The 23,353-nt window shown below is 57.2% G+C and carries 23 protein-coding genes and 12 pseudogenes; 17 read left to right on the top strand and 18 right to left on the bottom strand.

The genetic code is table 11. The features are described from left to right. The 9 genes and pseudogenes from hutU to JCM13583_RS06350 form a co-directional block, all read right to left on the bottom strand. Positions 1-1,735: pseudogene (gene hutU / locus JCM13583_RS06385) on the bottom strand (urocanate hydratase). Positions 1,736-1,744: 9 nt separating this feature from the next. Then, positions 1,745-2,161, bottom strand: a complete 417-nt coding sequence (locus JCM13583_RS14355; RefSeq protein WP_075057094.1) for a hypothetical protein — start codon at positions 2,159-2,161, stop codon at positions 1,745-1,747. A 37-nt stretch (positions 2,162-2,198) separates the two neighbouring features. Next, positions 2,199-2,351 (bottom strand): hypothetical protein, encoded by a 153-nt coding sequence (locus tag JCM13583_RS14350; protein ID WP_174504967.1) that lies wholly within the window; start codon positions 2,349-2,351, stop codon positions 2,199-2,201. Next, positions 2,342-2,683 (bottom strand): hypothetical protein, encoded by a 342-nt coding sequence (locus JCM13583_RS14345; RefSeq protein ID WP_075057093.1) that lies wholly within the window; start codon positions 2,681-2,683, stop codon positions 2,342-2,344. The genes JCM13583_RS14350 and JCM13583_RS14345 overlap by 10 nt, the downstream gene beginning before the upstream one ends. A gap of 14 nt (positions 2,684-2,697) precedes the next feature. Further along, on the bottom strand, positions 2,698-2,928 hold the full coding sequence (locus JCM13583_RS14340) for a hypothetical protein (protein ID WP_075057092.1): 231 nt from the start codon (positions 2,926-2,928) through the stop codon (positions 2,698-2,700). Positions 2,929-3,042: 114 nt separating this feature from the next. Next, positions 3,043-3,711 carry an electron transfer flavoprotein subunit alpha/FixB family protein gene (locus tag JCM13583_RS06365; protein WP_075057091.1) on the bottom strand — a complete coding sequence of 223 codons (669 nt, stop codon included), beginning with the start codon at positions 3,709-3,711 and terminating at the stop codon, positions 3,043-3,045. A gap of 1 nt (position 3,712) precedes the next feature. Beyond that, complete coding sequence (locus JCM13583_RS06360; protein ID WP_075057090.1) at positions 3,713-4,390, bottom strand: hypothetical protein; 678 nt, start codon at positions 4,388-4,390, stop codon at positions 3,713-3,715. Beyond that, positions 4,330-4,695 carry a hypothetical protein gene (locus JCM13583_RS06355; protein ID WP_075057089.1) on the bottom strand — a complete coding sequence of 122 codons (366 nt, stop codon included), beginning with the start codon at positions 4,693-4,695 and terminating at the stop codon, positions 4,330-4,332. Before JCM13583_RS06355 ends, JCM13583_RS06360 begins: the two co-directional genes overlap by 61 nt. Positions 4,696-4,867: 172 nt before the next feature. Continuing rightward, the gene (locus tag JCM13583_RS06350) at positions 4,868-5,143 is read right to left on the bottom strand and encodes a Rieske 2Fe-2S domain-containing protein (protein WP_075057088.1); all 276 of its coding nucleotides are present in this window, start codon (positions 5,141-5,143) and stop codon (positions 4,868-4,870) included. A 184-nt stretch (positions 5,144-5,327) separates the two neighbouring features. Here JCM13583_RS06350 and tnpA point away from each other — a divergent pair. Together tnpA and JCM13583_RS12510 are read left to right on the top strand one after the other, a co-directional pair. After that, a pseudogene (tnpA, locus tag JCM13583_RS06345) lies at positions 5,328-5,681 on the top strand (IS200/IS605 family transposase). Further along, positions 5,668-7,001: pseudogene (locus JCM13583_RS12510) on the top strand (transposase); the annotation flags it as partial. The pseudogenes tnpA and JCM13583_RS12510, both read left to right, overlap by 14 nt. Positions 7,002-7,192: 191 nt before the next feature. On the opposite strand, the gene JCM13583_RS06310 reads toward JCM13583_RS12510, so the two are convergent. Then, entirely contained in the window at positions 7,193-7,945 is a 753-nt protein-coding gene (locus JCM13583_RS06310; RefSeq protein WP_162509525.1) for an electron transfer flavoprotein subunit alpha/FixB family protein, read from the bottom strand. Beyond that, a complete protein-coding gene (locus tag JCM13583_RS06305) occupies positions 7,942-8,694 on the bottom strand; it encodes an electron transfer flavoprotein subunit beta/FixA family protein (protein WP_075057086.1) in 753 nt (250 codons plus the stop codon). The genes JCM13583_RS06310 and JCM13583_RS06305 overlap by 4 nt, the downstream gene beginning before the upstream one ends. 130 nt (positions 8,695-8,824) lie before the next feature. Between JCM13583_RS06305 and JCM13583_RS06300 the strand changes: the two are divergent. From JCM13583_RS06300 to JCM13583_RS12475, 10 genes and pseudogenes are all read left to right on the top strand, one after another. After that, positions 8,825-10,030 (top strand): annotated as a pseudogene (locus JCM13583_RS06300) (acetyl-CoA C-acetyltransferase). A gap of 22 nt (positions 10,031-10,052) precedes the next feature. Then, positions 10,053-11,153, top strand: a pseudogene (locus tag JCM13583_RS06295) (acyl-CoA/acyl-ACP dehydrogenase). Continuing rightward, the gene (locus JCM13583_RS12505; RefSeq protein WP_162509524.1) at positions 11,150-11,371 is read left to right on the top strand and encodes an acyl-CoA dehydrogenase family protein; all 222 of its coding nucleotides are present in this window, start codon (positions 11,150-11,152) and stop codon (positions 11,369-11,371) included. The pseudogene JCM13583_RS06295 and the gene JCM13583_RS12505 overlap by 4 nt, the downstream one beginning before the upstream one ends. 158 nt (positions 11,372-11,529) lie before the next feature. Beyond that, complete coding sequence (locus tag JCM13583_RS06290) at positions 11,530-12,156, top strand: hypothetical protein (protein WP_162509523.1); 627 nt, start codon at positions 11,530-11,532, stop codon at positions 12,154-12,156. Positions 12,157-12,264: 108 nt separating this feature from the next. Continuing rightward, positions 12,265-12,474, top strand: a pseudogene (locus JCM13583_RS12500) (acyl-CoA synthetase); the annotation flags it as partial. Further along, on the top strand, positions 12,475-12,855 hold the full coding sequence (locus JCM13583_RS12495; protein WP_162509522.1) for an AMP-binding protein: 381 nt from the start codon (positions 12,475-12,477) through the stop codon (positions 12,853-12,855). Continuing rightward, the gene (locus JCM13583_RS12490) at positions 12,852-13,121 is read left to right on the top strand and encodes an AMP-binding protein (RefSeq protein ID WP_162509521.1); all 270 of its coding nucleotides are present in this window, start codon (positions 12,852-12,854) and stop codon (positions 13,119-13,121) included. Before JCM13583_RS12495 ends, JCM13583_RS12490 begins: the two co-directional genes overlap by 4 nt. Before the next feature lie 17 nt (positions 13,122-13,138). Next, positions 13,139-13,555, top strand: a complete 417-nt coding sequence (locus JCM13583_RS12485; RefSeq protein ID WP_171823492.1) for a hypothetical protein — start codon at positions 13,139-13,141, stop codon at positions 13,553-13,555. Beyond that, on the top strand, positions 13,516-14,049 hold the full coding sequence (locus JCM13583_RS12480) for an AMP-binding protein (protein ID WP_171823491.1): 534 nt from the start codon (positions 13,516-13,518) through the stop codon (positions 14,047-14,049). Before JCM13583_RS12485 ends, JCM13583_RS12480 begins: the two co-directional genes overlap by 40 nt. A 95-nt stretch (positions 14,050-14,144) precedes the next feature. Next, entirely contained in the window at positions 14,145-14,387 is a 243-nt protein-coding gene (locus JCM13583_RS12475; protein WP_162509518.1) for a hypothetical protein, read from the top strand. 144 nt (positions 14,388-14,531) lie between these two features. Here the strand turns inward: JCM13583_RS12475 and JCM13583_RS13985 are convergent, their stop codons facing one another. The 4 genes from JCM13583_RS13985 to JCM13583_RS06270 all read right to left on the bottom strand — a co-directional run bounded on the left by JCM13583_RS13985 (position 14,532) and on the right by JCM13583_RS06270 (position 16,707). Next, the gene (locus JCM13583_RS13985; protein WP_171823484.1) at positions 14,532-14,789 is read right to left on the bottom strand and encodes a hypothetical protein; all 258 of its coding nucleotides are present in this window, start codon (positions 14,787-14,789) and stop codon (positions 14,532-14,534) included. Between the two features lie 122 nt (positions 14,790-14,911). Further along, entirely contained in the window at positions 14,912-15,460 is a 549-nt protein-coding gene (locus JCM13583_RS12470) for a phosphate uptake regulator PhoU (RefSeq protein WP_162509517.1), read from the bottom strand. A 17-nt stretch (positions 15,461-15,477) separates the two neighbouring features. Then, positions 15,478-15,894 carry an AbrB/MazE/SpoVT family DNA-binding domain-containing protein gene (locus tag JCM13583_RS12465; protein WP_162509516.1) on the bottom strand — a complete coding sequence of 139 codons (417 nt, stop codon included), beginning with the start codon at positions 15,892-15,894 and terminating at the stop codon, positions 15,478-15,480. A gap of 39 nt (positions 15,895-15,933) precedes the next feature. Next, positions 15,934-16,707: a hypothetical protein gene (locus tag JCM13583_RS06270; protein WP_075057083.1), complete on the bottom strand. Its 774-nt coding sequence runs from the start codon at positions 16,705-16,707 to the stop codon at positions 15,934-15,936. 140 nt (positions 16,708-16,847) lie between these two features. On the opposite strand from JCM13583_RS06270, the pseudogene JCM13583_RS06265 reads away from it, so the two are divergent. The 3 genes and pseudogenes from JCM13583_RS06265 to JCM13583_RS06255 all read left to right on the top strand — a co-directional run bounded on the left by JCM13583_RS06265 (position 16,848) and on the right by JCM13583_RS06255 (position 18,350). After that, a pseudogene (locus JCM13583_RS06265) lies at positions 16,848-17,433 on the top strand (CBS domain-containing protein). 16 nt (positions 17,434-17,449) lie between these two features. Beyond that, a pseudogene (locus JCM13583_RS06260) lies at positions 17,450-18,007 on the top strand (CDP-2,3-bis-(O-geranylgeranyl)-sn-glycerol synthase). Continuing rightward, positions 17,991-18,350, top strand: a complete 360-nt coding sequence (locus tag JCM13583_RS06255) for a peptidyl-tRNA hydrolase Pth2 (RefSeq protein WP_075057082.1) — start codon at positions 17,991-17,993, stop codon at positions 18,348-18,350. The pseudogene JCM13583_RS06260 and the gene JCM13583_RS06255 overlap by 17 nt, the downstream one beginning before the upstream one ends. On the opposite strand, the pseudogene JCM13583_RS06250 reads toward JCM13583_RS06255, so the two are convergent. Next, positions 18,347-19,543 (bottom strand): annotated as a pseudogene (locus tag JCM13583_RS06250) (aminotransferase class V-fold PLP-dependent enzyme). The gene JCM13583_RS06255 and the pseudogene JCM13583_RS06250 overlap by 4 nt on opposite strands. A 111-nt stretch (positions 19,544-19,654) precedes the next feature. On the opposite strand from JCM13583_RS06250, the pseudogene tmk reads away from it, so the two are divergent. After that, positions 19,655-20,161 (top strand): annotated as a pseudogene (gene tmk / locus JCM13583_RS13980) (dTMP kinase); the annotation flags it as partial. A 56-nt stretch (positions 20,162-20,217) separates the two neighbouring features. Here tmk and JCM13583_RS06240 read toward each other — a convergent pair. Both JCM13583_RS06240 and pyrG read right to left on the bottom strand, forming a co-directional pair. Further along, positions 20,218-21,135: pseudogene (locus JCM13583_RS06240) on the bottom strand (type II methionyl aminopeptidase). 51 nt (positions 21,136-21,186) lie between these two features. Next, positions 21,187-22,805: pseudogene (pyrG, locus tag JCM13583_RS06235) on the bottom strand (CTP synthase (glutamine hydrolyzing)). Positions 22,806-22,849: 44 nt separating this feature from the next. On the opposite strand from pyrG, the gene JCM13583_RS06230 reads away from it, so the two are divergent. Next, a complete protein-coding gene (locus tag JCM13583_RS06230) occupies positions 22,850-23,335 on the top strand; it encodes a DUF367 domain-containing protein (RefSeq protein WP_162509515.1) in 486 nt (161 codons plus the stop codon). Positions 23,336-23,353 lie beyond the last annotated feature (18 nt).

The following is a 23,353-nucleotide window of genomic DNA, read 5'->3' as shown; positions in this document are numbered from 1 at the left end:
CTATATAGACACAAAAAATGGTGCAGGGGGGGTTACCGCTCCTCCCTGTCGTACACAGGGTACTTGAACTTGACCCCCCCTCCTTATTATCTCCCTTGAGGCCTCGTAACCCGCATCGGCGTGCCTTATGACGCCCAGGCCAGGATCTGCGTTCAGCACCCTCTTGACCCTCTCCTCCGCGTCCTGGGTGCCATCAACTACGAGCACGAAACCAGCATGTATCGCATTGCCAATTCCCGTGCCTCCACCGTGGTGCACAGATACCCACGTGGCCCCCCCGGAGACGGCGTTCAGCAGTGCGTTAAGTATGGGCCAGTCTGCTATGGCGTCGCTTCCGTCCTTCATCTTCTCGGTCTCCCTGTAGGGCGATGCCACAGAGCCCGTGTCATGGTGGTCCCTGCCTATGGCCACCGGGCATGAGACCTCCTTCTTCTTAACAAGTTCGTTGATGAGGAGGCCGATCTCCTCCCTCTGGCCGTACCCGGCATAGCAGATCCTGGCAGGAAGCCCCCTGGAACTTCACCTTCTCCTTGGCGAGCTTGATCCACTTGACCAGGTGCTCGTCGTAGTAGAAGCGGTCGATTATGGCGTCATCGATCCTGTAGATGTCCTCCGGGTCCCCCCCGGAGAGCGCGACCCACCTGAACGGGCCTGAACCCACTGCGAACAGGTCTCTTATGTATGCCGGGACGTAGCCCGGGATCTCGAACGCCTCCCTTAGACCGCCTTCGCTGGCCCTTGTCCTCAGGTTGTTGCCGTAGTCAAAGACCTTTGAGCCGTGTTCCTTGAACCAGAGTATCGCCTTTACCTCCTTCACTATGGACGCGTACACTGCCTTCTTGTAACCCTCGGGGTCCCCCCCTTCCTGAACTCCTCCGCTGACGAGACGTCGTAGCCCTCAGGAATGTAGCCTATGTTTATGTCGTGTGCCGCAGTCTGGTCCGTGACCACATCCGGCACTATCCCCCCCTGTCCTTCAGCTCTGTGTAAACCGTGGCGGCGTTGCCCAGGAGGCCTATTGAGAGTGGCTTCCCCTCCTCTATAGCCTCGTCCTTCATCCTCAGGGCCTCGTCGAGGCTCCCAGCCTGTGTGTCCAGGTACCTGCCCTGATGCGCCTCTCTATCTTCCTCTCGTCCACCTCAACGATTATCCCAACACCCTCGTTCATGGTGATTGCCAGTGGCTGGGCCCCCCCGCCCATCTCTCCCAGGCCTGATGAAAGCACCCACTTGCCCCCCCTGAGCGAATCCTTTCCAAACTCCTTCCTGGCCAGTGCGGAGAGCGTCTCGTATGTCCCCCCCTGTAATATCCCCCCCTGTGTCCCGATGTATATCCATGAGCCTGCGGTCATCTGGCCGAACATCGTCAGGCCCCCCCTTGCCTCCAGGTCCCAGAATATGTCGTCCGTCGCCCACCTCGGAACGATCTGCGCGTTCACGATCAGAACCCTGGGTGCGAACTTCGATGTCTTGAACGCCCCCCCAACGGGTTTGCCGCTCTGTATTAGGAGAGTCTCGTCGCTGTAGAGCTCCTTCAGCATTGCTACGATCTCGTGGAAGTCCCTCCAGCTCCTGGCGGCCTTCCCCCCCTTGCCACCGTAGACGATCAAGTTATCCGGGTCCTTGGCCACCTCAGGGTCAAGGTTGTTCATCAGGAGCCTGAGTGCAGCTTCCTGCCCCCAGCCCCCCCTTGTGTTCAGCTGCGGGCCTCTCGGTGCCCTAATAACCTCGTTCACGTCTATCGATCATGATAGAGTAAAGTATACAATTAACCTTTGTCCGGAACACCGGGGGGCAGTGGCAGGTGGCCGGTTTCCGTGATATGGCACCTCTATTTCATCACGGCGTCCCCCCCCGGGGGCCTTCGCTGGTGCCACATCTCTCCCTGGCCCGTACCTGGACTTCGCCCTGCGTATGTATACCCTCAAGGAGAGTGCACCTATCACCGCAACCGTGGCCACGACGAGGAAGAAGCCGAGGCCCAGGGAGTGCAGGTTGTGCACCATTATGGGAGTGACGATGGCAAGGTCAAGTATGCCGGGCACGACCAGGACCAGGGCACCCGCAGACAGGAAGACAAGGCCGCCGTAGTAGAGAACACTTGAACTGACTCCCCTGGCCACATACTTTATGCCCTCCTCACCGATGCGGAGCCTCCTCATGTAGCGCCGAACAGCGTGCCGAAGAGGACCTGCATGGTCATGGTACCAAGCCAAAGAGTGCCCCAGGCACGAAGCCGAGGTAAGGAGATGGCATGGAAGGCGCCAGGGTCGTGTATATAATGAGTGCAAATGCCCCCCCGAAGCCGAAGCCAGCTATCAGGCCGTGGACGAAGGTGAGCCTCAACGGCACTCCCCCCCTGAAGCCCTCCGCCCCCCCACCGGGTTCTCCGTATGCTGCATCTCCCTCCTGGACTTCTCACCTCCGTGTATGTGTGCCAGGGATTCCAGGTACCTCTCCACAGCGTGGAAGTGCGGGTACCTGAGCCTGTTCCTTATGTAGAGGCCTGAGGCTGCCATGACACCGCCCACGACCATGTAGGTTATGCCGTCCACCATGTTGCTCATGAAGACCGAGGCCAGGGCAAAGTAGGCCACCTCAGAGAGAGCGGCCCTCTGTACCGTGAAGCCCAGGGAAAAGAGCATGCCTGCTTTCGCTCCACCGCGCGTGCTGTAGCTGCCCACGGAGTAGCTGAAGGTTATCGGCCATGTGTGCTCGTCCGGGTTATGCCGTGGACAATGCCCAGGAGGTAGGAGAGGATAAGGGCTACCGAGAGCCCGGTCACCTCGGGGCTGTAGAGGTTAATCAATGCACCACCCCCCCCTGTGGGAGTGTCTTCCCTGGACCTGGGGGGGCCGGAACCCGGGGCGATGCAGTCAATGTGCCTCTGGAGGGCGTCTGGGTGCAGAGGATATCCATGGTGGACCACCTTTTAGGAATATGTTTACCGTTTTAGTATGGCACTAATATATTTAAAGTTATATTATAGCGTTCCCCCCCTGCACCAAATGGGGGGGAAAAATAAAGTTCATGCCTGGATCCATCACGCCTTTTCCTGCTTCCCCCCCGAGAGGAATTGAATGAAACTGTCAACGAACTCCATCATGTCCATGACTATGCCGTAGTCGGAGTACCTGAATATGGGTGCGTTCCTGTCAGTGTTCACCGCTATTACCCTGTTGGCATACCTTATCCCGACCACGTGGTTGTCCTGGCCGGATATGCCCATGGCTATGTATACGTCCGGCGAGACTGCACTCCCCGTCAGGCCGACCTGCTGCTGCCTGGGCAGGAAGTTCATGTCAACTATGGGCCTGGAGCCGCCCACTGATGCGCCGAGTATCTCTGCGAGCTTGAGCACCTTCTGGATGTTCTCCCTCTTCCTTATCCCCCCCCTTCCGATGGACAGTATGATCCTGGATGCGCCCAGGGGCCTGAAATCAGACGGCACAGGAGTGAAGCCCGTGTACTTGACGCTGCTAGCAGGCTCGAGCCTGATGCGCTCCACCTCAGGCTTTATGTCACACTTTACGACCCTGAACATGCCTGGCCTGGCTGTGGCCATCTCTGGCTTTGTCTTGGACACTATCCTGGCCACAACGCCACCTCCGAATGCTGGCTTGAACTGCACCAGCCTGCCGCCCTCATAGGATACGTCAATGCAGTCCGCAGTGAGGCCAAGGGAGAGCTTTGCCGCAACTATCGATGACACCTCACGCCCCCCTGGTTGTGGAGGGGGGGAAGAGCACGAACTCGGGCCTCAGTTCCCTTATCCTTGAGGATATGTAGTTGGCGATAGCGACGCTGTCGCCACCTTCAAGCACCTCCAGCCTGTGGGCAGGCGGCGCCTCTCCGCCCCTGAAATCGACGTTGCCGATCACCCTGACCCTCAGCCCCGATGCTGATGCGATCTCCGCTACCTTGGAGGCCACCTCCATGGAGACCCTGGCATCGTCCAGGGCTATGGCCCAGGCTTCCTTCTCCCCCCCCTTTATGTTCGAGAGGCTCACAGTCCTGACCTCTTCCCTGGCCCTCGATCTCTCTATTATTTCCATCACCTTCTCGTAGAGGTGGCCATCTGGCTCAATGAACTGGACATTCCTTTGGCTCTCCACCTTCTGCGTCCCCCCCACGACCACGGTTGGGGAGTCCCTGGCGCCGTTCACGTCTATCCCGAGCCAGGCTGCATCCACACTCCTTATCCTCTCGTACATCTGCGGCGTGTCTGGCTTTATTGCCCTTGCCCTGTTTATCTTCTCGCTTACAGATAGTACGCAGGGCACAGGCACTGTGCAGGTGTAGAGGCCGTCCTCCATTTCCTGCTCCACCGTCAGGCTTTCACCGATCTCAATCTTCGAGACTGAGGGGGGGATGAAGGGCACGCCCAGCATGGTGGCGACCTCAGGGGGGGCACCTGCGATGTCTCTCCGTCCAGGGAGTACTTACCGGTGAGCACCAGGTCCGCCCCGTACTTCTCGGCGAACCTCGCCAGCACCCTCGCTGTGACCCATGTGTCCGACCCACCGAAGGCACGGTCAGTGATAAGGAAGGCCTCGTTTATGCCCATCCTCAGCGCTTCGTTCAGCATCTCAGCGGCCTGTGGCGGGCCCATGGTGGCAACGCAGGTCTGCCAGCCGTACCTCTCAGATATCCTTATTGCCTCCTCCACGGCCTTCTTGTCAAAAGAGTTCATCATCAGGGGGGGACGTTCTCCCTGATTATCCTGTTGGTCTGGGGGGGGTCAAACCGGATCATATTGACGTCTGGGACCTGCTTGGCCAGAACGAGAACCTTCATAGGCCAGACCCCAGGCGTTCAGTCTACTTCCACAAGCACGTCTCCGTTCTCCACCTTTGTCCTGTAGGACTTCAGGGGGGCTCAATGTCGCCTGACCCTTCAGGCGGGCTCACCACTGAGCCGTCCTTGGGGGGGTCGAAGGTCGCAAAGTGGTTGGGGGGGCAGATGAGCTTGTGGTCGTCCATGAAGCCGTCTGACAGGTCGTACTGCTCGTGTGTGCAATAGAGCGAGGTTGCGTAGAACTTTCCCTCGTCCTTTATTATCAGGATCTCCTTCCCGTTCACCTTTGCCTTGAAGAGGTCTCCGTCGTTCATCTGGCTTTCCTTGAGAACCCTGTACCAGGTCATATATCCCTATCGCTTGATTCAATCTTAATTTTTTCTTCCTCTCTCCTTGACAAAACGAACGACGGGCCTCGCTCCTTCTAGGGACGGGGTAAAGCTTTCTAAACTCTCCTGAATACTTTAAAGCGAGGAATACAGATCCACTAGGCATACAAAGTACCTCTGCAACTACCCCCCCTTCGCATGGATACCGAAATAACGCAGAGAAGTGTTGATAGGTGAAGTGGCTGAATACACCAAAGAGGTGCTAAAGTCCATTGCTGAGGAGCTTGACTGTGAAGTATCAGCCCTGGAAGCGATGCAAGACCGTATCCACCTCTTCGTCAACTGCCCACCGAGATACGCACCATCATACCTAGCAAACTACTTCAAGGGAGAACCAGCAAGGTTAATACTCAAAAAGTTTCCAGAATTGAGGGAGTACTCCAACGGGAAGTTGTGGACTGGGAGCCACTTCGTATCAACTGCCGGCAACGTGTCGAGCGAGACGATAAAGAAGTACATAGAAGGACAATGGGTGAAGGAGAGTGAAGAGGACTAACGCGGTAAAGCTGGTGGTGGGTAAAGAAACGCATCAAAAGTTGAAGGAACTGGCAATTGCTACCGCCAGGTGCTGGAACGTGGTAAACTGGTTAAGGATGCAACAGTTCAAGGCGGGGGAAGCGTGTGGATTCCAGTGAAACCGAGAAGACAGTGTAAGCTAGGTACAAATCAATACTCAAGGTAAGTGCACAACAAGTTATGAGGAAGAATGCAGAGGGTTGCAGGATCTTCTTCACGCTAATAGAGATGAAGAAAGAGGACAAACTACCGAGGTGGTTTAAGCCGTGACCTCCAGGGTACTGGAAGGGAGGCGGCAGGTAAAGGCCCATGGTCATTAGCAGGAACGACAGGTACGTGATAAACGAAGAAAGGATGGATATCTACCTGAAGCAATTTCACCTCACCCTCAAGTTTAAGGGTAAGCTTAAGTGGAATGGAAAACAGGGGGGGAGGTCAGAGATAATATACGACGAGGCTGGGAAATGGTGGTATGCCCATATACCAGCAGAGTTTGAGCACGAAGCGGAGAAGGGTAAGCTGACGGCTTCAGTAGACTGGGGATAGTTAACCTGGCTAAGGTATACGCCGGGGATGGGTCGTGGTATTTATTCAAAGGTGGCTCAGTCCTATCTCAGTACGAGTATTATATCAGGAAGACACAAATCACACAAGAGGCCTTGGCTAGGCATAAGCAGAGGGGGGGAGCGGGAAGCTGAAACTCTTATTTGAGAAGAGGAAGATGTTCCTCAGGCACGCTTTGAACAGCATGGTGAGGGAGACAATGGAGACCTTGAAGGAGAGAGGAGCAGGTAAGCTCGTTGTGGGACATCCTAGGGGGGGAATTGCCAGGCAACGCGGCAACAAGCTCACGGTCAACTTCTGCAACTATGGCTATACTATGAGGAGGCTTAAGGAGGTTGGGGGGGAGGGGGGGTTGGGGGGGATAGACGTGGTCGAGGTCGGTGAAGCATATACTTCAAAAACTTGTTACCTGTGCGGGGGGGAGGCCCATGAGAATGGGCGTATTAAGAGAGGCCTCTTTGGGTGTCCCCGCACGGGGGGGAAGGTCATAAATGCGGACTCAAACGGTGCAATAAATATCCCACATATCTCCGAGTCCCGGGGGGGAGCTGGGGGGGGAGGGCAACCCCCAGCTAGGGATGGGGGGGGTAACAGGCTGAAGGTCCAGCCCATGGTCTACCGCTGGACGAACGGAGCGGGGGGGTGGGTAAACCCCACTAGCGATGAAGTGATGAAAATGAAGGCGGTGAACCACAAACCTGTGAACCGCCCCCCCAGGGGGGGAACCCTCGCGCTTCAGGGCGGGGGGGAGGAGGTCAGATTGATAAAAACAAGGGGGGGTGTGGGAGGGTCAGAGGGCCTTGGACACCTCCTCCACGAACTTGTAGAGATCCCCCCCAACGACGCCGTAATCGGCTTCCTCGAATATAGGTGCGGACTTGTCCTTGTTCACCGCTATGACGGTCTTGGCACCCCCCCTCATGCCCGCTATGTGCTGGATCTGCCTGATATGCCAAGTGCGATGTACAGCTTAGGCTTCACCTTCTTGCCTGAGAGGCCCACCTGCCTGTCCTCTGTGAGCCACTGGTAGTCTAGGCAGACCGGCCTGGAACCAGCGACCACGCCGTTGATCTTCTGCGCGAACGGCTCTATCTGCTGCAGGCCCTCCTTCTTTCCGAGGCCGCGGCCCACCGCCACTATGATCTGGGCCTTCTCTATATCCACAGTTCCGGCCTTCTTGGGCTGTACCTCCACCAGCGAGAGGGCGCTGGCCTCCTCCTGAACCTCCTGCTCCTTGGACGCGCTTCCGGCCTCCTGTGGGTCGGTTATCCCTGGCATGACGGTGAAGACCTTTGCCTGGCTCTCCTCCTCCAGCACGGTCTTGCCCCCGAGGAAGAACCTCTTCGTGACCGCTCTGTTGCCCTCGAACCTGAGATCGACTATCTCAGTGACCGAGGTGAGGCCCATGTCCTCTGATACGAAACCAGCCACCTCACGGCCCAGGACGGTTGAGCCGAAGAACATGGCGTCGTAGTTCTCCTTCCTGACTAGGCCAGCCACTGTCCTGGCAACACTGTCTGGCATGTGGTTGCCCTTGAGCCTGTACAGGACGGATGCGCCGAACTTCCCTATGTCCGCATCGCCCGAGGTCGTTGCTGCCGTTATCTCTCCCTTCTCTCTCAGATAGGTGAGCATCTGCTTCATGATGTCAGGGCTGTCGGAGAAGACGAAGAGCTTCATCTCATCGCCTCCTTTATGACCTTCACTATCTCTGGCACGGCCTTACCCATGTCCTCGTATATGATCCTCTTCCTCTCGCTCTTGGGCGCCCTGTTAGATATCACGCGGACATCAGGATAGGAGAGGTTCTGCGCTGCCTCTGTCCTGATGGGCTTCCTCCCCCCCGCAGCCATGATCTGGAGCACTGCCGGGAGCCTTGGCGTATTTATCTCCTGGGCCACGGATATTATGAGAGGTACCTTTCCCTGCACGACCATGTTACCCTCCTCCGTGGCCCTTGTGACCTTGACCTGGTCAGATGAACACTCGATCTTCACCGCATTACCTACCAAGGGTATGCCGAGTATCCTTGAAAGCCTCCCTGGCAGCATGCCTGTGTAGGAATCAGCGGACTGGTTCCCGAGTATTATGAGATCATGGGGGGGCACCTGCTTTATCTTTTCGGCCAGCACCCTGGCGGTCACCGATGGCTCGCTCCTCTGGTAGCCTGTGACGATGATTCCATCGTCGACGCCCATTGCGTATGCCTCCTTCATGGAGGCTGTGCTCTGCTCCCTGCCGAAAATGATGCCCGTGACCTTTCCGCCGTACTTCTCCTTGATCTGCACGGCAGCCTCTATGGCGTTCTTGCTGAGGTTCTCCGTCCTGAGCGGGAGGTTCTGCATCTGTGGCTCGCCAGTGTTTGGGTCTGTCCTCAGCTGGTCTATGTCGGGGATCTGCTTGATCAAGACCACAATACTGTATGGCATATGATCAACCCACTGGAAAATGTGTTATGCACCATATACTTTTCCGGTGCCAGCGGGCGTGGAAGACCTTTGTATACCGATCTTTCTCGCTTCTGGAAAAGATATATATCTAAATTCACTTTTAGATAATATGGCCGAAGCTAATGGCGATGTGTACATAGTGGACTTCAGGCGCACTGCCTTCTCAAGGTCCAGGCCAAAGGAGCCTGAGAGGGATGTATTCAACTCAATAAGGATGGACGAGGCGCTTGGGCTTCTTATAAAGAGGAGCGTTGAGAGGCTCTCGATAAACCCCTCAGAGGTCAACGATGTCATAGTCGGATGCGCGCTCCAGGCTGACGAGAACTGGCTGTACGGAGGCAGGCACCCCCCCGTCTTCATGGCAGGCATGCCCTTTGACGTGCCCTCCATGGCCATAGACAGGGCGTGTTCCTCTTCCATGAACGCTGTGACGATCGGTGCCATGGAGATAATGACAGGGAACGCAGACGTTGTCATGGCGGGCGGAATGGAGCACATGACCCATGTCCCCCCCCTTGCCGACAACCCGCACATAAAGCCGAACCTCAAGCTCCTGCTGAGGCCCGAGTACAGGAAGTACGACATGAACACCTCCTATTCCATGGGCCTAACCGCAGAGAAGCTCGCCAGCCTCAAGAAAATAGGCAGGGACGAGATGGACGAGTTCTCTTACAACAGCCACGTCAAGGCGGCAAAGGCCCAGGACGAGGGCTTCTTCAAGGGCGAGATCGAGCTGTGCAGGTGGAGGTCGGCAACGAGATGGTCACCGTGGACACGGACCAGAGCGTGAGGAGGAACGCCTCGCTTGAGGAGATGAAGAAGCTCAGGCCCGCCTTCAAGCAGGAAGGTGTGATAACAGCAGGCAACTCATCACCACTGAACGCAGGGGCCTCGCTGGTGACCCTGATGTCAGGAAAAAAGGCTGAGGAGCATTCTATCAGGCCTCTGGCAGGATACGCTCGTTTGCCTGGGCAGCGGTCGACCCGACCATAATGGGCCACGGGCCGGTCCCTGCCAGCCAGAAGGCCCTGAAAAAGGCAGGCTCAGCGTTGATGACGTGGACTTCTGGGAGATAAACGAGGCCTTTGCAGTTGTCGTGCTGAACGCCATAAAGGAGCTGAACATAGACCCCAGCAGGGTCAACGTGCACGGTGGCGCCATAGCCATAGGCCACCCACTAGGGGGGGCGACCGGCGCAAGGATAGTGGGCACACTGGCCAGGATACTCCAGGAGAAGAAGAAGGACATTGGTGTTGCCACGCTCTGCGTTGGCGGTGGGCAGGGCTACACTGTTGTTATCGAGAGGTATTCATGAGGTGGTGCATGTGAACTTTGATCTGCCTGATGATGTGAAGGAGGCACAGAGGAAGGCCAGGGACTTCGCTTCCAGGTACCTGACTTCGGAGAAGGCTGCATACTATGATGAGCGGGAGGAGTACCCGCACGAGATAAGGAAGAAGGCGCTGGAGGAGAAGATCGTGGATTTCTCTAACCCCTGGCACATGCTGGTGACCATAGAGGAGCTGTGCAGGGCAGACCCTGGGCTTGGCATATCCGCCACCACGCCCTTCTTCGGCGTTGAGATCCTCATGCTGTTCGGAAACGAGCAGCAGAAGGCCAGGTACATGGAGAGGGTGATGAGGGGAGAGGCGATAATGGGCGTGGCAGTTACAGAGCCGGGCGGCGGCAGTGACGTGGCCGGCATAAAGACATCTGCAGTGAAGAGGGGGGAACAAGTGGTACATATCAGGGTCAAAGATGTTCATCACCAACGGCGCCATAGCGGACTTCGTTGCCATGCTCGTGAGGACTTCCCGCCCGGACGAGAAGAGGCACCATGGCCTGAGCGTTTTCCTTGTGGATACGAAGAGCAAGGGTTTCACGGCCAACAAGCTCCACGGAAAGCTGGGCGTGCGGGCCACCAACACGGCGGAGCTAATACTGAACGAGGTCGAGGTGCCCGAGGAGAACCTCGTAGGTGAGGAGGGCAGGGGGGGCTTCTACTACATCATGACGTTCTTCGACATCAGCAGGATCTACGTGGCTGCGCAGGCTATTGGCATAGCCAGGGTGCCCTGGACAGGATACTCAGGTCCCTTGACCTGAAGTCGCTGTCAGAGAGCCAGCAGTTCACGGTGGCCGAGGTTGCAACACGTGTGGAGGCGGCCAGGATGCTGACCTACCAGGCCGCATCATACCTGTTCAACTTCAACCCTGTCCCGAAGCTGACCAGCATGGCCAAGGGATACTCCTCTGAGGTCGCCACATTCGCGACACAGAAGGCAATAGAGCTGCTTGGCCCGGCCGGCCTCACAGGCGATGTGGAGAGGTTCTACAGGGACGCGAAGATAATGGAGATATGGGAGGGCACCAGTGAGGTGGAGAAACTGATCATCTACAGAAGCATGCTGAGGGAGGTGGAGAAGGTTGCCCAGTGAGGAGTTACAGCTGCTACGCAACACCGCAGATTCTTTCGCGCAGCAGGCCATATCGCCCCCGTGTGAACGAGATAGAGGAGGGCGGGATCCCGGATGACCTCCTCGGGCAGCTGAGGGCGCAGGGCTTCTACGCAGCCCTTATACCGCAGGAGGCCGGGGGGGCTCCGGACTGGACATGCAGTCTTACCTTGCGCTCCTGCACTCCATTTCCAGGGTGAGCCCCACCGTCGGTGCGACGATGCTCTACGTGAACTCCGTCCTCGGGAACGCCTCAAGAAGAGGGTGGAACTCCTCAGTGGCATAGTGCAGGGGGGGAGCGTTAAGGTCTCAGCCTCTCCATCGATCTTCTACGGGACCAGCGACCTCAGTGGGCCTGGTGGTGTGCTGCAGGTCAGCAACGTGCTGTGCCCCGGTGGGGGGGGACTATGTCATCCTGAACGATGGCGGCTCCCTCAGGCTCCTCTCCGGAAGATTCACATGGGAGCACAGGAAGGCGCTCGGAATGAGGTCAATAGGGCTTGCCTCCCTCAGGGCAGAGGCCTTCAGGACCGAGGACCTGGGCACCAGTGCGCAGGAGGTCATTGAGGCGACGGACCTGCCGGTGGCCGCTGTATCTCTCGGCATAACCGAGGGCGCTGTGCAGAAGGCCATGGATTACTCGCGGGTCAGGACAACGTTCAATGTGCCGCTCAAGGACTATGAGCCAGTCGCCCAACCGCTGGCCAGGATCGTCGCCACCAAGGACATACTCCTGCAGGCCCTCATGTCCGCAGACAACCCCCAGGGAGGCGCTCGCAGTGAAGGTGAATGCCCTGGAACTCATGAAGGAGGCCGTGAGGGTGGCGCTGCAGGTCCACGGGGGGGCTACGGATACTTCAGGGACTTCGGCGTGGAGAAATTCTACAGGGATTCTGCAGCCCTCACAGCCATGTTCTCGGACACGAGGAACGATATGAGGCGCCTGGCTTCCGAGGTGTACGGAGAACGGGCGGGGTTCATATGACCCCCCCGGTGCCTTGAAAACAGTAATAACCATCCCACAATTTCATGCTTATATGGATGTGGATGAGTTGTATACAATCCCTCACAGGACTACGTTGAGGAGACTAACATCTTCAGGTTCGCCTCTAAGAACGGTTTCGGGAACCTGAAGGAGCTCTACATCAGGGCGGATAACGATCCTGAATGGTTCTGGCCCAGGGTCATAGAGGACTGCGGCATCCAGTTCACCAGGCCTTACGATGCCGTTTTCGACCAGTCCGGTGGCAAGCCCTGGACGAGATGGTTCATAAACGGCAAGCTCAACATAGCATACAACTGCGTGCAGAGGCACTCCATGGACAGCAGGACAGCCATCGTCTTTGAAAACGAGCAGGGCATATCAGTAAGGGTCACGTTCTCCGAGATGGACCTGACATCGGGCAAGCTGGCAGGTGCGCTGCAGTCCATGGGCGTACAGAAGGGCGATAGGGTGGGCATATTCATGCCCATATCACCAGAGGCCATCTTTGTCATGTATGCTGCGATGAGGATAGGCGCCATTGCTGTGCCAATATTCTCCGGCTACGGTGAGGAAGCACTTAGAACAAGGGTGGAGGACGCAGGCGTCAAAGTCCTCTTCGTCACGAACTCCTTTCAGAGGAGGGGGGGGAAGGAGGTGAACCTCGCCGAGATCGCGAGAAGAGTCAGGGGGGGCCGGTGAGGGTCATACACGGGGGGGTCAGGGACAAGATGCCAGAGGAATACGACTACTACGACCTTGTGGATTCAGGCACCTATGTGGCCTGCATGGAGACTGATGCGGAGGACCCTGCACTGATCCTCTACACCTCCGGCACGACCGGTAAGCCCAAGGGCACTGTGCACGTGCATGCGGCCCTGGCCAACATAGTCAAGGAAGTCAAGTACTATGTGGATGTCAGGAGGGATGACACCCTTTTCTGGATAACTGACCTGGGGGGTGGATGATGGGGGGGCCATGGGCTGTGATTGGCGCCCATGCACTGGGCGCCTCTGTGATGGTCTACGATGGGGCCATGGACTATCCGGCCCCCCCGGACAGGCTCTGGTCCCTTGTGGAGGGCAACGGCGTCTCCATCCTTGGCCTGTCCCCAACGGTCGCCAGGTCGCTGATGGCATCAGGCCAGGGCCGCAGGTTCAGCGGTGTCAGGGTCTTTGGCTCCACAGGCGAACCCTGGGACACCAGGAGCTGGATGTACCTCTTCAGAAACCTTGGGGGCTCTGAGGTGCCCATATGCAACATATCCGGTGGGACTGACATAATCGGGTGCTTCCTTGCATCAACGCCTGCGATACCGATGAAGCCAGGAGCCTTTACATGGGGCTTGGCATGGGGGCATCGGTGTACGATGAGGACGGGAACCAGGTGTACGGGAGGATAGGGTACCTGGTGGCCAAGAACCATACCCCCCCGTCCATGACCAGGGGGGGCCTCTGGAACAACACGCAGAAGTACCTTGAGACATACTGGAGCAGGTTCAGCGACGTGTGGTTCCACGGGGGGGACTGGGCAATTATGGACATAGACGGTTATTTCTTCCTCTTCGGGAGGGCGGACGATGTCATAAAGGTCGCGGGAAAGCGCGTTGGGCCCAGCGAGGTGGAGGACATAGTGATGTCGGTCCCCGGGGGGGTGAGGGAGTGCGCGGCGGTGGGCTACCCGCACCAGCTCAAGGGTGAGGTCCTCGCAGTGGTGTACACAGGAGAGGAGGGTGTAGATAAGGCCATAAGGGAGGCGGTGAGGGAGAGGCTAGGCAAACCCTTCGAGCCTTACCTGGTGATAAGGGCGACATCCCTGCCCAAGACCAGGAACGGAAAGATCGTCAGGAGGGCCATCAGGCAGGCTTGCAGGGGGGGCGAACAGGGGGGGACATGAGCGGCGTTGAGAACCCGGAGGCTGTGGAAGAGATCGTGAGGGCCATGGGTGGTGCAAGGTGAGCGTCCTGGTTCTGAGTGATGCCACCTTTGTCCTTGACCCCCGGTGCGTACTTCGGCATAGTGCCCAGAGAGATATGGAGCAGGCAGTTCCAGGCAGATGAAAGGGGGGGAAAGGTGAGGCTCTCCACGAACCTCCTGCTGGTCGAGAGCGGTGGCGTCCACACCCTGATCGATACAGGGATGACCCCCCCTGGATGGGGGGGAGAAGATGCTCGGCATTTACGGTGTGCAGGGCCTCGGCACCCTCACCGGACGCCTAAGGTCGATGGGTGTTAGGATAGATAGGGTCCTGCTGTCCCACATGCACTTCGACCATGCGGGCAACATATACTCCGAGGAGCTAATTCACTCCACCGTGGTGGTGCAGAGGAGGGAAAGATACGCCTTCTCCAGGACAAACGAGCTGACAAGGGGGGGCAGTTACCTCAGCCACCTGGCATCAGTGAGGAGGGTCTCAGTTATAGAGGGATCATCAAACCTTGGCGGCGGGATAAGGCTGTCCATACCGGGGGGCCACACTGTGGGCCACCAGGCCTTCTTCATTGAGTCCGGTGGCAGGGAGATCATATATGCAGGCGACCTCTTCCCCCCCAGCTCCTTCCACGTCCGGCCAGGGTACATCACAGCCATAGATGTGGAGCCCCCCCTGGTATCTCTGACCGTGAAGAAGAAGATCATAAGGCATGCAATAAGGAGAGGGAGCATAATGGTCTTCAACCATGACCCGAGCACGCCCACGGCAGTGCTGACGGGGGGGATGAGGAGAGGCCTAAGGTTGAGGCTGTATCGATCGAATGAGGCTAGAGGCTTATCTCGTCCCTTGAGGACATTATCATGTCCATGGCAAGCTCCGCTATGTCGGTGGAGTAGAGGCCGATCCTTGCTATATCCTCTGATACTGAGATTGCCTGTATCAGCGCGTCTCCATTGCCTGCCCTCTCGATTATCCTGACCTTCTCAGCCACCACGCTGCCCTTCTTCGAGACTATTGCGTTGAGCCTCTGCAGGTCCGTGGAATAGAAAGCCTCCAGGGCCTCTTTCAGGAGCGAGTGGGAGGACCTGAGGCCGTTTATGACCTCATCCCTCACGGATGAGACGTCGGCCGGGCTCTGCCACGTCCTGCATATGTTCACCGCATGGTCTGCGATCCTTTCGAGGATCCTGGATATTATGAGGAAGAACGGGACACGGCTGTCCTCGCAGCTCCTGCTCCTCACCTCCCTGTAAACGTACCACTGGTACCTGTCTACCTCGTCGTCCCTCTGGATAACGTTGCCCAGGAGAGAGGTGTCGGAATCCTCTATTCCCTTTATGGTGTCCTGGATCATGACGTCCACGTTGAGGGCCATCCTGTTTATCGCCTTGTTCAGGGGGGAAAGGTGGAGGAATCCAGGACGTTCTGGAGGACTATTGAGTTCGCACCCTCTTCGAATATCTCCACCCCCCCCATGACCACCTTCGCGAACCTCTTGATGTCCTCCCTCATCTCCTGGCTGATGTACTGGTTGCTCCTCACAACCAAGGTGTCAAACCCGGCAATATAGGCTGCTGTGAGCACCCTCTGCAGGAGGTCCCTGTCCATGGCCTTAGTGATGTTTATCCTCCTGTTCCTCTCCCTCGTCTTCTGCCCCCCCCTCGCAGAAACGACGAGGTTTCCGTTGACCTCCTCGACCGATACCTCACTTCCCCTGTCGAGGCCGTTCTCCTTGACCCATTTCCCCGGTATCGATATTATGTACGTGGATCCGCCGGTGAGCTGTATCCTGCGGGTTACCGCTGCCACTCTTCATAATTTATATAACAGATTTAAGTTTTATGTAGTCTATTTAGGTTTCTCCCCCCGTTCGAGCCCCCCCCTGCTGCCCTCCTCTGGCTGTTGCCAATGCTCCTGGCCACGAACAAGCCGATGACGAATATCGCCGCCATGGGCAGGAAGTAGAATATGAAGTACTCCGTAAGGACGACACCGAACATGCCGGAGTAGTGTTCCACGTATGGCCCCCGGGATCTGGCCTGTGTAGTCCGTCCTTGTCGTCATGTTGAAGGTGAAGTTGTAAGAGTATATGCCAGCAGGGAGGTTGTCCGTTACGTAATAGATGAGGGCCGAACCATTCGGGTACTCTACAGCATGCATTTCAGAGAATGTGATGGTAACATTGTACACGGACGGGCTCCTTATGTTCAGGGTCGTCTTGGAGAGGTTGATTGTCCCGTTGGGGGGGACTATGAACAGGGAGAAGTTGAAGCTCTGGTCGTAGCCAGCGTATGGGGGGTCACGCTGGTTGTCACCCTTGTCGTGTCGTTCAGCACGCCTGAAAAGACTGGTTTTGTCTGGTATATGTCGTGCGTGTACACTCCTGAAATTGATAGGACCACGGCAAGCAAGACTATGAGCGGCATATATCCTTGTACTCAGCCTGAATATCCTCAGGTAACGCAGGACGAGGAAAATCTCGAGCGGTATTATTATATACATGGCGATGAGGGCATATGTGTTCCTGATGGCCTCAAGGAGAAGCACAAACGATATCAGGAACGCTATGATGGGCGCGGCTATCAGCCTCGTTCTGTAGGAGATCTCCCTCTTTTCGGACACTTCCGATCCTAATGCAAATCACTTATAAAGAGGTTGGCGGCATGGATGAGTTGGTTCCGGGATGCGTGTGTTAGCATGTCATGGAAACCTGCAGTAATAAAAAGAACAGTTAATATAACCTTTGATAATAAGAGGGTGAGATGCTCCCCACCATAGAGGAACTCAGGAAGATGAGGAAGAACCTCGCATCAGCCAGAAGGAGCTCGCGAGGGCCAGCGGAGTGAGCCAGTCCTACATTGCAAGGCTGGAGAAGGGGGGGACCATAAACCCGACATACGACAAGGTTAGGAAGATCTTCGAATACCTCAACAGGGCTGGCCAGAGGGCCGGAAACATGGAGATAACTGCCGAAAAGATAATGACGAGGTCTGTTGTAACATGCTATCCGACAGATTCCATAATAACTGCACTCAACAAGATGAGGGAGAAGGGCTATTCCCAGCTCCCGGTTGTCACCCACGACGGCAAGGTGATAGGGACCATCACGGAATCCGACATAAACGACCTCCTGATAAAGGGGGGGCGACGCTGGACAGCCTGAAGAACCTGCTCGTCAGGAAGGTCATGGGCGTCACCCTGCCCCCAGCTGGACAAGAGCAGCCCCATATCCATGATATACCCTGTTCTGAAGTTCTCGAATGCCGTCCTCATAGTTGACGGGGGGGTGAGCTGAAGGGTATTATAACTAAGGCCGATATACTCAAGGCAGTAGAGGAGTATGGCTGACTACCTTTCCATAGGCCTGAGCGCGTTCATACTTTTCATACCGGCCTTTGCAGCGAACCCTGCGGCCGTGATCACCGGGGGGGCCGGTACCCGATAGACTTAGGGAGGAAGTTCATCGACGGGCGGAGGATACTGGGGGGGGATGGCAAGACCATATCCGGCTACTTCGGCGGGGCCATACTTGGTGGCCTGATCGGCCTGGTGCTGTACGGTATCCTGGTGCCTGCCAGGGGGGACTGTGCTTATGGACTACACCCAGGGCATAGTTGGGGGGGCTGCCGTGTCCTCCTTCTCGCTCTCTTTCGGCTCACTCACCGGAGATGTGATCGGTTCGTTCATAAAGAGGAGGATAGGCATAGAGAGGGGAGGAAAGGGGTTCCTGCTGGACCAGTGGCCCTTCGTGCTTGTGGCCCTTCTACTACTCTTCGTATTCTCGAGGCACTTTTTCAGCATCGTTTACATGAACTTCCTGGCGATACCTGAGCTCCTGATAGTCACGCCGCCGCTGCACAGGGCAGTGAACATAATAGGCTACAAGATGAAGAAGAAGGATGTGCATGGTAGGAGAACTTAAGATGGTCTTCGCGGTGCGGAGGGATCTGGACCTGGGAAAGGGAAAGATAGCTGCGCAGGTTGCCCACGCCGCTGTGAGCTGCGCGCTCAGGTCCATGGAGAGGCAGAGGGATAAGTTCGATGAGTGGATGAGGCAGGGGCAGAAGAAGATCGTTGTCAAGGTGCCTGGGATTGAAGACATAATCCGGATCAGGGAGAAGGCGGCCTCCATGGGTATAATCTTTGAGGTCGTCACGGACGCTGGCCTGACCCAGACGGAACCCGGCACGGTCACATGCATAGGCCTGGGCCCGGACAGCTCGGAGAGGCTTGACACCATAACGGGGATGTACCACCTCCTCTAGACCGCATCGAGCGCCTGCTGGAGGTCCTCTATTATATCCTCAGCGTCCTCCAGGCCCACGGAGAACCTGATCAGCCCCCCCTCCGGTATCCCCCCCATCCTGGCCCTCTCTTCTGGCGTGAACTGCGCGTGGCTGGTGTCCACTGGAAGGGTGATGAGGCTCTCTGCCCCCCCGCCCAAGCTCGGTGCGACCATGGGAAGTTTCAGGGCCCTCAGCAGCCTCCTTGCACCCTGGAGGCCAGACTTCAGCTCGAAGGATACCATGCCGCCATATCCCCCCCTTAGCACTCTGTCCGCAATGCCCTTGTATGGAGAAGAGTCCAGGCCAGTAGAAGACCCTCTTGACCTTTCCGGAGGCCTCTAGGAAGGAGGCCACCTTCATGGCGTTGCTGTTATGCCTCTCCACCCTCACGCCCAGGGTCTTCAGGCTCCTGAGTGCAAGGAATGCCTGGATCGGGTCTGGCGTCCCTCCCACACTCTTCCTCATGTCAGATACCCGGGAGTAGAGTCCCTGGCCCATGCCCGCAAGCCCTAGTATTATGTCACTGTGGCCTCCTATATACTTCGTTGCACTGTGGACTGTTATGTCTGCACCCATGCTGCAGGGGGGGTTCTGGTTGTATGGTGAGGCGAAGGTCGCGTCCACGACTGTCAGGGCACCGGCCTCCCTGGCCTTTCTTGAGACCTCAGGTATGTCCGTGACACCGAGCACCGGGTTGCTTATGGACTCTACATATACCAGAGAGTAACCGCTGAACTCCCTGTCTGGCCTGTTCATCTCCTCTACGCTCACAAACTCTGCCTGGATGCCGTACCTGGGCAGCACTCTTTCGAGCAGGTACCTGGTCTGGCCGTATAGTTCTGACTGGGCCAGGATCCTGGTGCCTTGCTGGCCACAGAGAGGAGGCACGTGAATATGGCGTTCATGCCTGAGGAGAAGGAGAGGCCGCGGTCTGTGCCCTCGAGGGAGGCGTATTTCCTCTCCAGGGCCTGGAGGGTGGGGGGGTTCCCGATCCTAGTGTAGAGGAAAGGCTTTCCTGTGGTGTCATCTATCACGGCACTGCTGTCTTCGTTGGGGGGGTAGAGGAAGGTGGAGACCTCAAATATCGGTGTGCCGACATTGCCGTACCTCGTATCCACGATCTCCCCCCCCTCATGCACAGCCCTTGTGTTGAAGCGCCTGCCACCTTCCATGGTGGTGGATCTGAAACCCTTTTAAAAGATCTGTGGGCGAGGGATAAAGAACTATATAACCACTGTTCAACTGCACCGTTCACATATGTTCATTGCAGTTGAGGGCATAGACGCAGCGGAAAGACGACGCTTGCCAAGGGTCTCGAGAGGGAACTCGGCAGGACGCACAGGGTGTTCCTGACCAAGGAGCCAACAAACAGCAGCATCCTGGACAGGGAATCGGTGAACACACCTGCTGATGCCCTCTCCCTCTTCTTCCTTTTCGTCCATGACAGGTTCATGCACCAGGATATAATCGAGAGGAAGATCGGGGAGGGATACGTGGTCATATCCGACCGCTACGACCTCTCATCCTTCTGCTACCAAGGGCCGCCCATGGAGGTCCTGTTCGGGAGCATGGAGGCCACACTGGACTGGATGGTCTCGGTCTCCAGGGTCATAAGGGTCATACCGGACATCACTTTCCTGATAGATGTGGATGTGGACACTGCACTTGAGAGGCTCAGTATCAGGAGGACAAGATCCGCGTTCGAGAGCAGGGCCCTACTGGAGAGGGTGAGATCCTACTACCTCCACATGGCAGGCATGAGGCGTGACTGCGTTGTCCTGGACGGGAAGGTGGGCAAGGGGGGGAGCTGCTCAGGAAAGCGGTCGACGAGGTCTCAAGGCGCATGTCACCTGGTAGTGACGATCACCTCGTCGGATAGGACAAGGAGCGTGTGTTCTGCCTGCGATATTCTTGCCTTTCCATGTTCAAGGAGCACCGGGAACTGTGAGACCTGGCTCTTGGCCATGAGCCTCTTCAGGTATGTTACATGGTCGTCCACGAGTTTTGAGACCCACCTCTCCGCGAATGGCAGGGTCCTGAAGTTTGAGTAGAGGGGCTCCACAGTATCGGGCCGGGTGCCGCTCAGGATGTATATGTGGCCCGGGGGGCCGTCGTGGATGGAGCCTATGCCCGTTGACGCGAATGGCTCTATTGCGATCACGCACTCCGGCTGTATGGGCTTGCCGTTGCCGTCATCGTAGTTGGGTATGAAGACCCCCCCGGAGTGAAGGTCATACCTGTTGATGCCGTGGCCCCCCCCAGGTTCCTGACGGGCTTGAACCCGTACGAGGATATGACTTCGCCGATGGCCTGGCCTATGCTCCTCACTGCCACCATGGGTCTGACCTTCCTTATGGCTGCGTTGAGCGCCTCCCTTGTTGCATCTATAAGGTCGGAATAGTCCCCCCCCTGCCGCCAACCTCAACGGTGGCAGCGTTGTCAGATGGGTAACCGTCCACCTGGGCCCCCCCCACGTCCACCTTCACCAGGTCACCTGTCCTGAAGGCCTTCTTGTCATTGACGAAGGGGGGGTGTAATGGGCCGCCTCGTTGTTGATGGAGAGGTTCACTGGGAATGAGGGCTGCCCACCCATCTCCCTTATGAAGTTCTCAGTCTTCTCTGCCACGTCGTAGAGGAGTGCGCCTGGTTCTATCAGAGAGATGGCGTATTCAAGGGCCTTCCTCCCTATATCGCCGGCCCTGAGTATTGCGTTCTTAACGCTCGGGTCCAAGGTACACCTCCGGCAGGAGACATGAGGCAACATCCTATTAAAATATAGGAGGGGGGGCGGCCGGGTTTCCTGCCCCCCCTGGGCTTACCTGGCCTCTATCTCCTTCGGCCTCTTGTACTTAAGCGCCTGCAGCACAAGGTGCCTGTGCAGGGGTGACGGGCGCATAGGCCTGGAGAGGAACTCCGCATGGTACTGTGCGGCTATGAAGTTCTCCCTTCCCTTGAGCTCGAGGATCTCCATCCTGATGCCCTCTTCATCCGTGCCGGAGAAGACCAGGCCGGCGTCCTCCATCTCCTGAATGAACTCAGGGTTCACCTCGTACCTGTGCCTGTGCCTCTCCATGATCTCCGGAGACGAGTATATGCGCCGGGCCAGGGTACCGTCCTTAACCCTTACGAGCTTCATTCCCAGCCTCATGGTCCCGCCCAGGTCCTGTATGCCCTTCTGCTCGGGCAGTATGTCTATGACCGGGTGTCTCGTGTTCCTGTCGAACTCAGTGCTGTTCGCATCCGTGTAACCGAGCACATCCCTTGCGAACTCGACCACCGCGACCTGGAAGCCCAGGCATATGCCCAGGAATGGCACCCCCCCTCTTTCCCTGGCGTACCTCGCGGCAACGACCTTGCCCTCGACCCCCCCGCGGTAGCCGAACCCCCCCCGGGTATGAGGATGCCGTGGACCTCGTCTAGAGGCTCAGTGCTCCTGAGCAGGGAATCTGAATCGATCCACTTGATCTCCACGCCCACGCCTGTGTTCCCCGTGATGTGTGTGAATGTCTCCCTGTGGCTCATGTATGCGTCCTGGAGCTCAGTGTACTTACCGACGACAGCGATCTTCACCCACTCCCTGGGCTGCAGCAGGTTCTTCCTGAAGTCCGCCCAGGTATCCCTGTAAGTCCCCCACAGGTATGCTGAGCCTGCTGCATATGTGCTGCACTATGCCCTGCCTCTCCAGGATGTCCGGGAGGAGGTAAACATTCTCAACGTTGTGAACGCTCACTATGCCAGATTCCGGGACGTCAGTGAAGAGGGATATCTTTCTCCTTGTCTCCGGTGTTATTGGCCTCTGGGACCTGCAGAATATCATATCCGGCTGTATCCCTATCTCCCTGAGTTCCTTGACGCTGTGCTGGGTAGGCTTTGTCTTCTGCTCCAGGTTCGCACCTATCTCCGGGACCAGTGTGACGTGGGCGAAGAGGACGTTGCCATCGCCCTCCTCCCTGCGGATCTGGCGCATGGCCTCCAGAAAGGGCATGCTCTCTATGTCCAACTGTGCCACCCACCTCTATCAGGACTATGTCGTACCCCCCTGGATGCCACAGCCCTGACACGCCTCTTTATCTCGTTGGTTATGTGCGGTATTATCTGTACCGTGCTTCCCAAAAAGTCCCCCCCGCGCCTCTCCTTCCTTATGACCTCGCTGTACACCTTTCCTGTCGTTATGTTGTTCTCTCCGGTCATGTCCTCGTCCAGGAAGCGCTCGTAGTTGCCTAAGTCCAGGTCTACCTCGCTTCCGTCGTTGAGGACGAAGACCTCGCCGTGCTGGTAAGGGTTCATCGTGCCGGCGTCATAGTTCAGGTACGGGTCTATCTTGAGCGCAGTGACCCTAAGGCCATGCTCCTTGAGGAGGTGGCCAAGGCTTGATGTGATGGTGCCCTTTCCCAGTCCAGATATAACTCCTCCAGTTATGACCAGGAAACGCATTGCCCATAAGCGATAAAAGGTTAATTAATCTTACCCGGGTGTGGATGGTGCCAGGCTCTTCTACGTGGATCTGCACCAGGACGACCCCCAGGAAATCGACCGCCAGGAAGCTGGAGAGGGCAGGCCTCATTGAGAAGGTGCATATGGGGGGGAGGTGCATGGGAATGGTTGTTCTGCAGGCCAGTTCTGTGAGAGTCCTTGGCCCGTACGACAGGGATCTGGTCATGGAGAGGGGGGGACTGTGCGCAATAGACGGTTCCTGGAACCTGCAGCACACCTACAGCGGCCTCTCCTTCCCGTACGGGAGGAGGCTCCCCCCCGGCCTTGTGCCCGTGAACCCTGTGAACTACGGGAAGGTGGGGAGGCTCTCCACATCGGAGGCGATGGCGGGTGCACTCCTCATAATTGGGCTGGAGCGCCAGGCAATGGAGTTGCTCTCTAGGTTGAAGTGGGGGCCGTACTTCTACGAGATGAACTCCCCCCGATCCTGGAGGTCTACAGAAGGTGCAGGGACGAGGCCGAGATCCTGAGGGCTGAGGCGGAGCTCT

The sequence above is a fragment of the Thermogymnomonas acidicola JCM 13583 genome (assembly GCF_001316105.1).
Classification (GTDB): Archaea; Thermoplasmatota; Thermoplasmata; order Thermoplasmatales; family Thermoplasmataceae; genus Thermogymnomonas; species Thermogymnomonas acidicola.
Note: the sequence above shows the minus strand (reverse complement) of the source record. Positions and strands in the feature narration are given on the sequence as shown.

Excerpts from the sequence above, each read along its gene's own strand:
- JCM13583_RS06350 (WP_075057088.1), bottom strand. The coding sequence starts at position 5,143 with ATGACCTGGTACAGGGTTCTCAAGGAAAGCCAGATGAACGACGGAGAC.
- JCM13583_RS06360 (WP_075057090.1), bottom strand. The coding sequence starts at position 4,390 with ATGCTGGGCGTGCCCTTCATCCCCCCCTCAGTCTCGAAGATTGAGATC.
- JCM13583_RS06230 (WP_162509515.1), top strand. The coding sequence starts at position 22,850 with ATGGTGCCAGGCTCTTCTACGTGGATCTGCACCAGGACGACCCCCAGG.
- JCM13583_RS06305 (WP_075057086.1), bottom strand. The coding sequence starts at position 8,694 with ATGCCATACAGTATTGTGGTCTTGATCAAGCAGATCCCCGACATAGAC.
- JCM13583_RS12470 (WP_162509517.1), bottom strand. The coding sequence starts at position 15,460 with ATGGCCCTCAACGTGGACGTCATGATCCAGGACACCATAAAGGGAATA.
- JCM13583_RS06255 (WP_075057082.1), top strand. The coding sequence starts at position 17,991 with ATGGTAGGAGAACTTAAGATGGTCTTCGCGGTGCGGAGGGATCTGGAC.
- JCM13583_RS14355 (WP_075057094.1), bottom strand. The coding sequence starts at position 2,161 with ATGAGGAGGCTCCGCATCGGTGAGGAGGGCATAAAGTATGTGGCCAGG.
- JCM13583_RS13985 (WP_171823484.1), bottom strand. The coding sequence starts at position 14,789 with ATGATCTTCTTCTTCACGGTCAGAGATACCAGGGGGGGCTCCACATCT.
- JCM13583_RS06355 (WP_075057089.1), bottom strand. The coding sequence starts at position 4,695 with ATGATGAACTCTTTTGACAAGAAGGCCGTGGAGGAGGCAATAAGGATA.
- JCM13583_RS06310 (WP_162509525.1), bottom strand. The coding sequence starts at position 7,945 with ATGAAGCTCTTCGTCTTCTCCGACAGCCCTGACATCATGAAGCAGATG.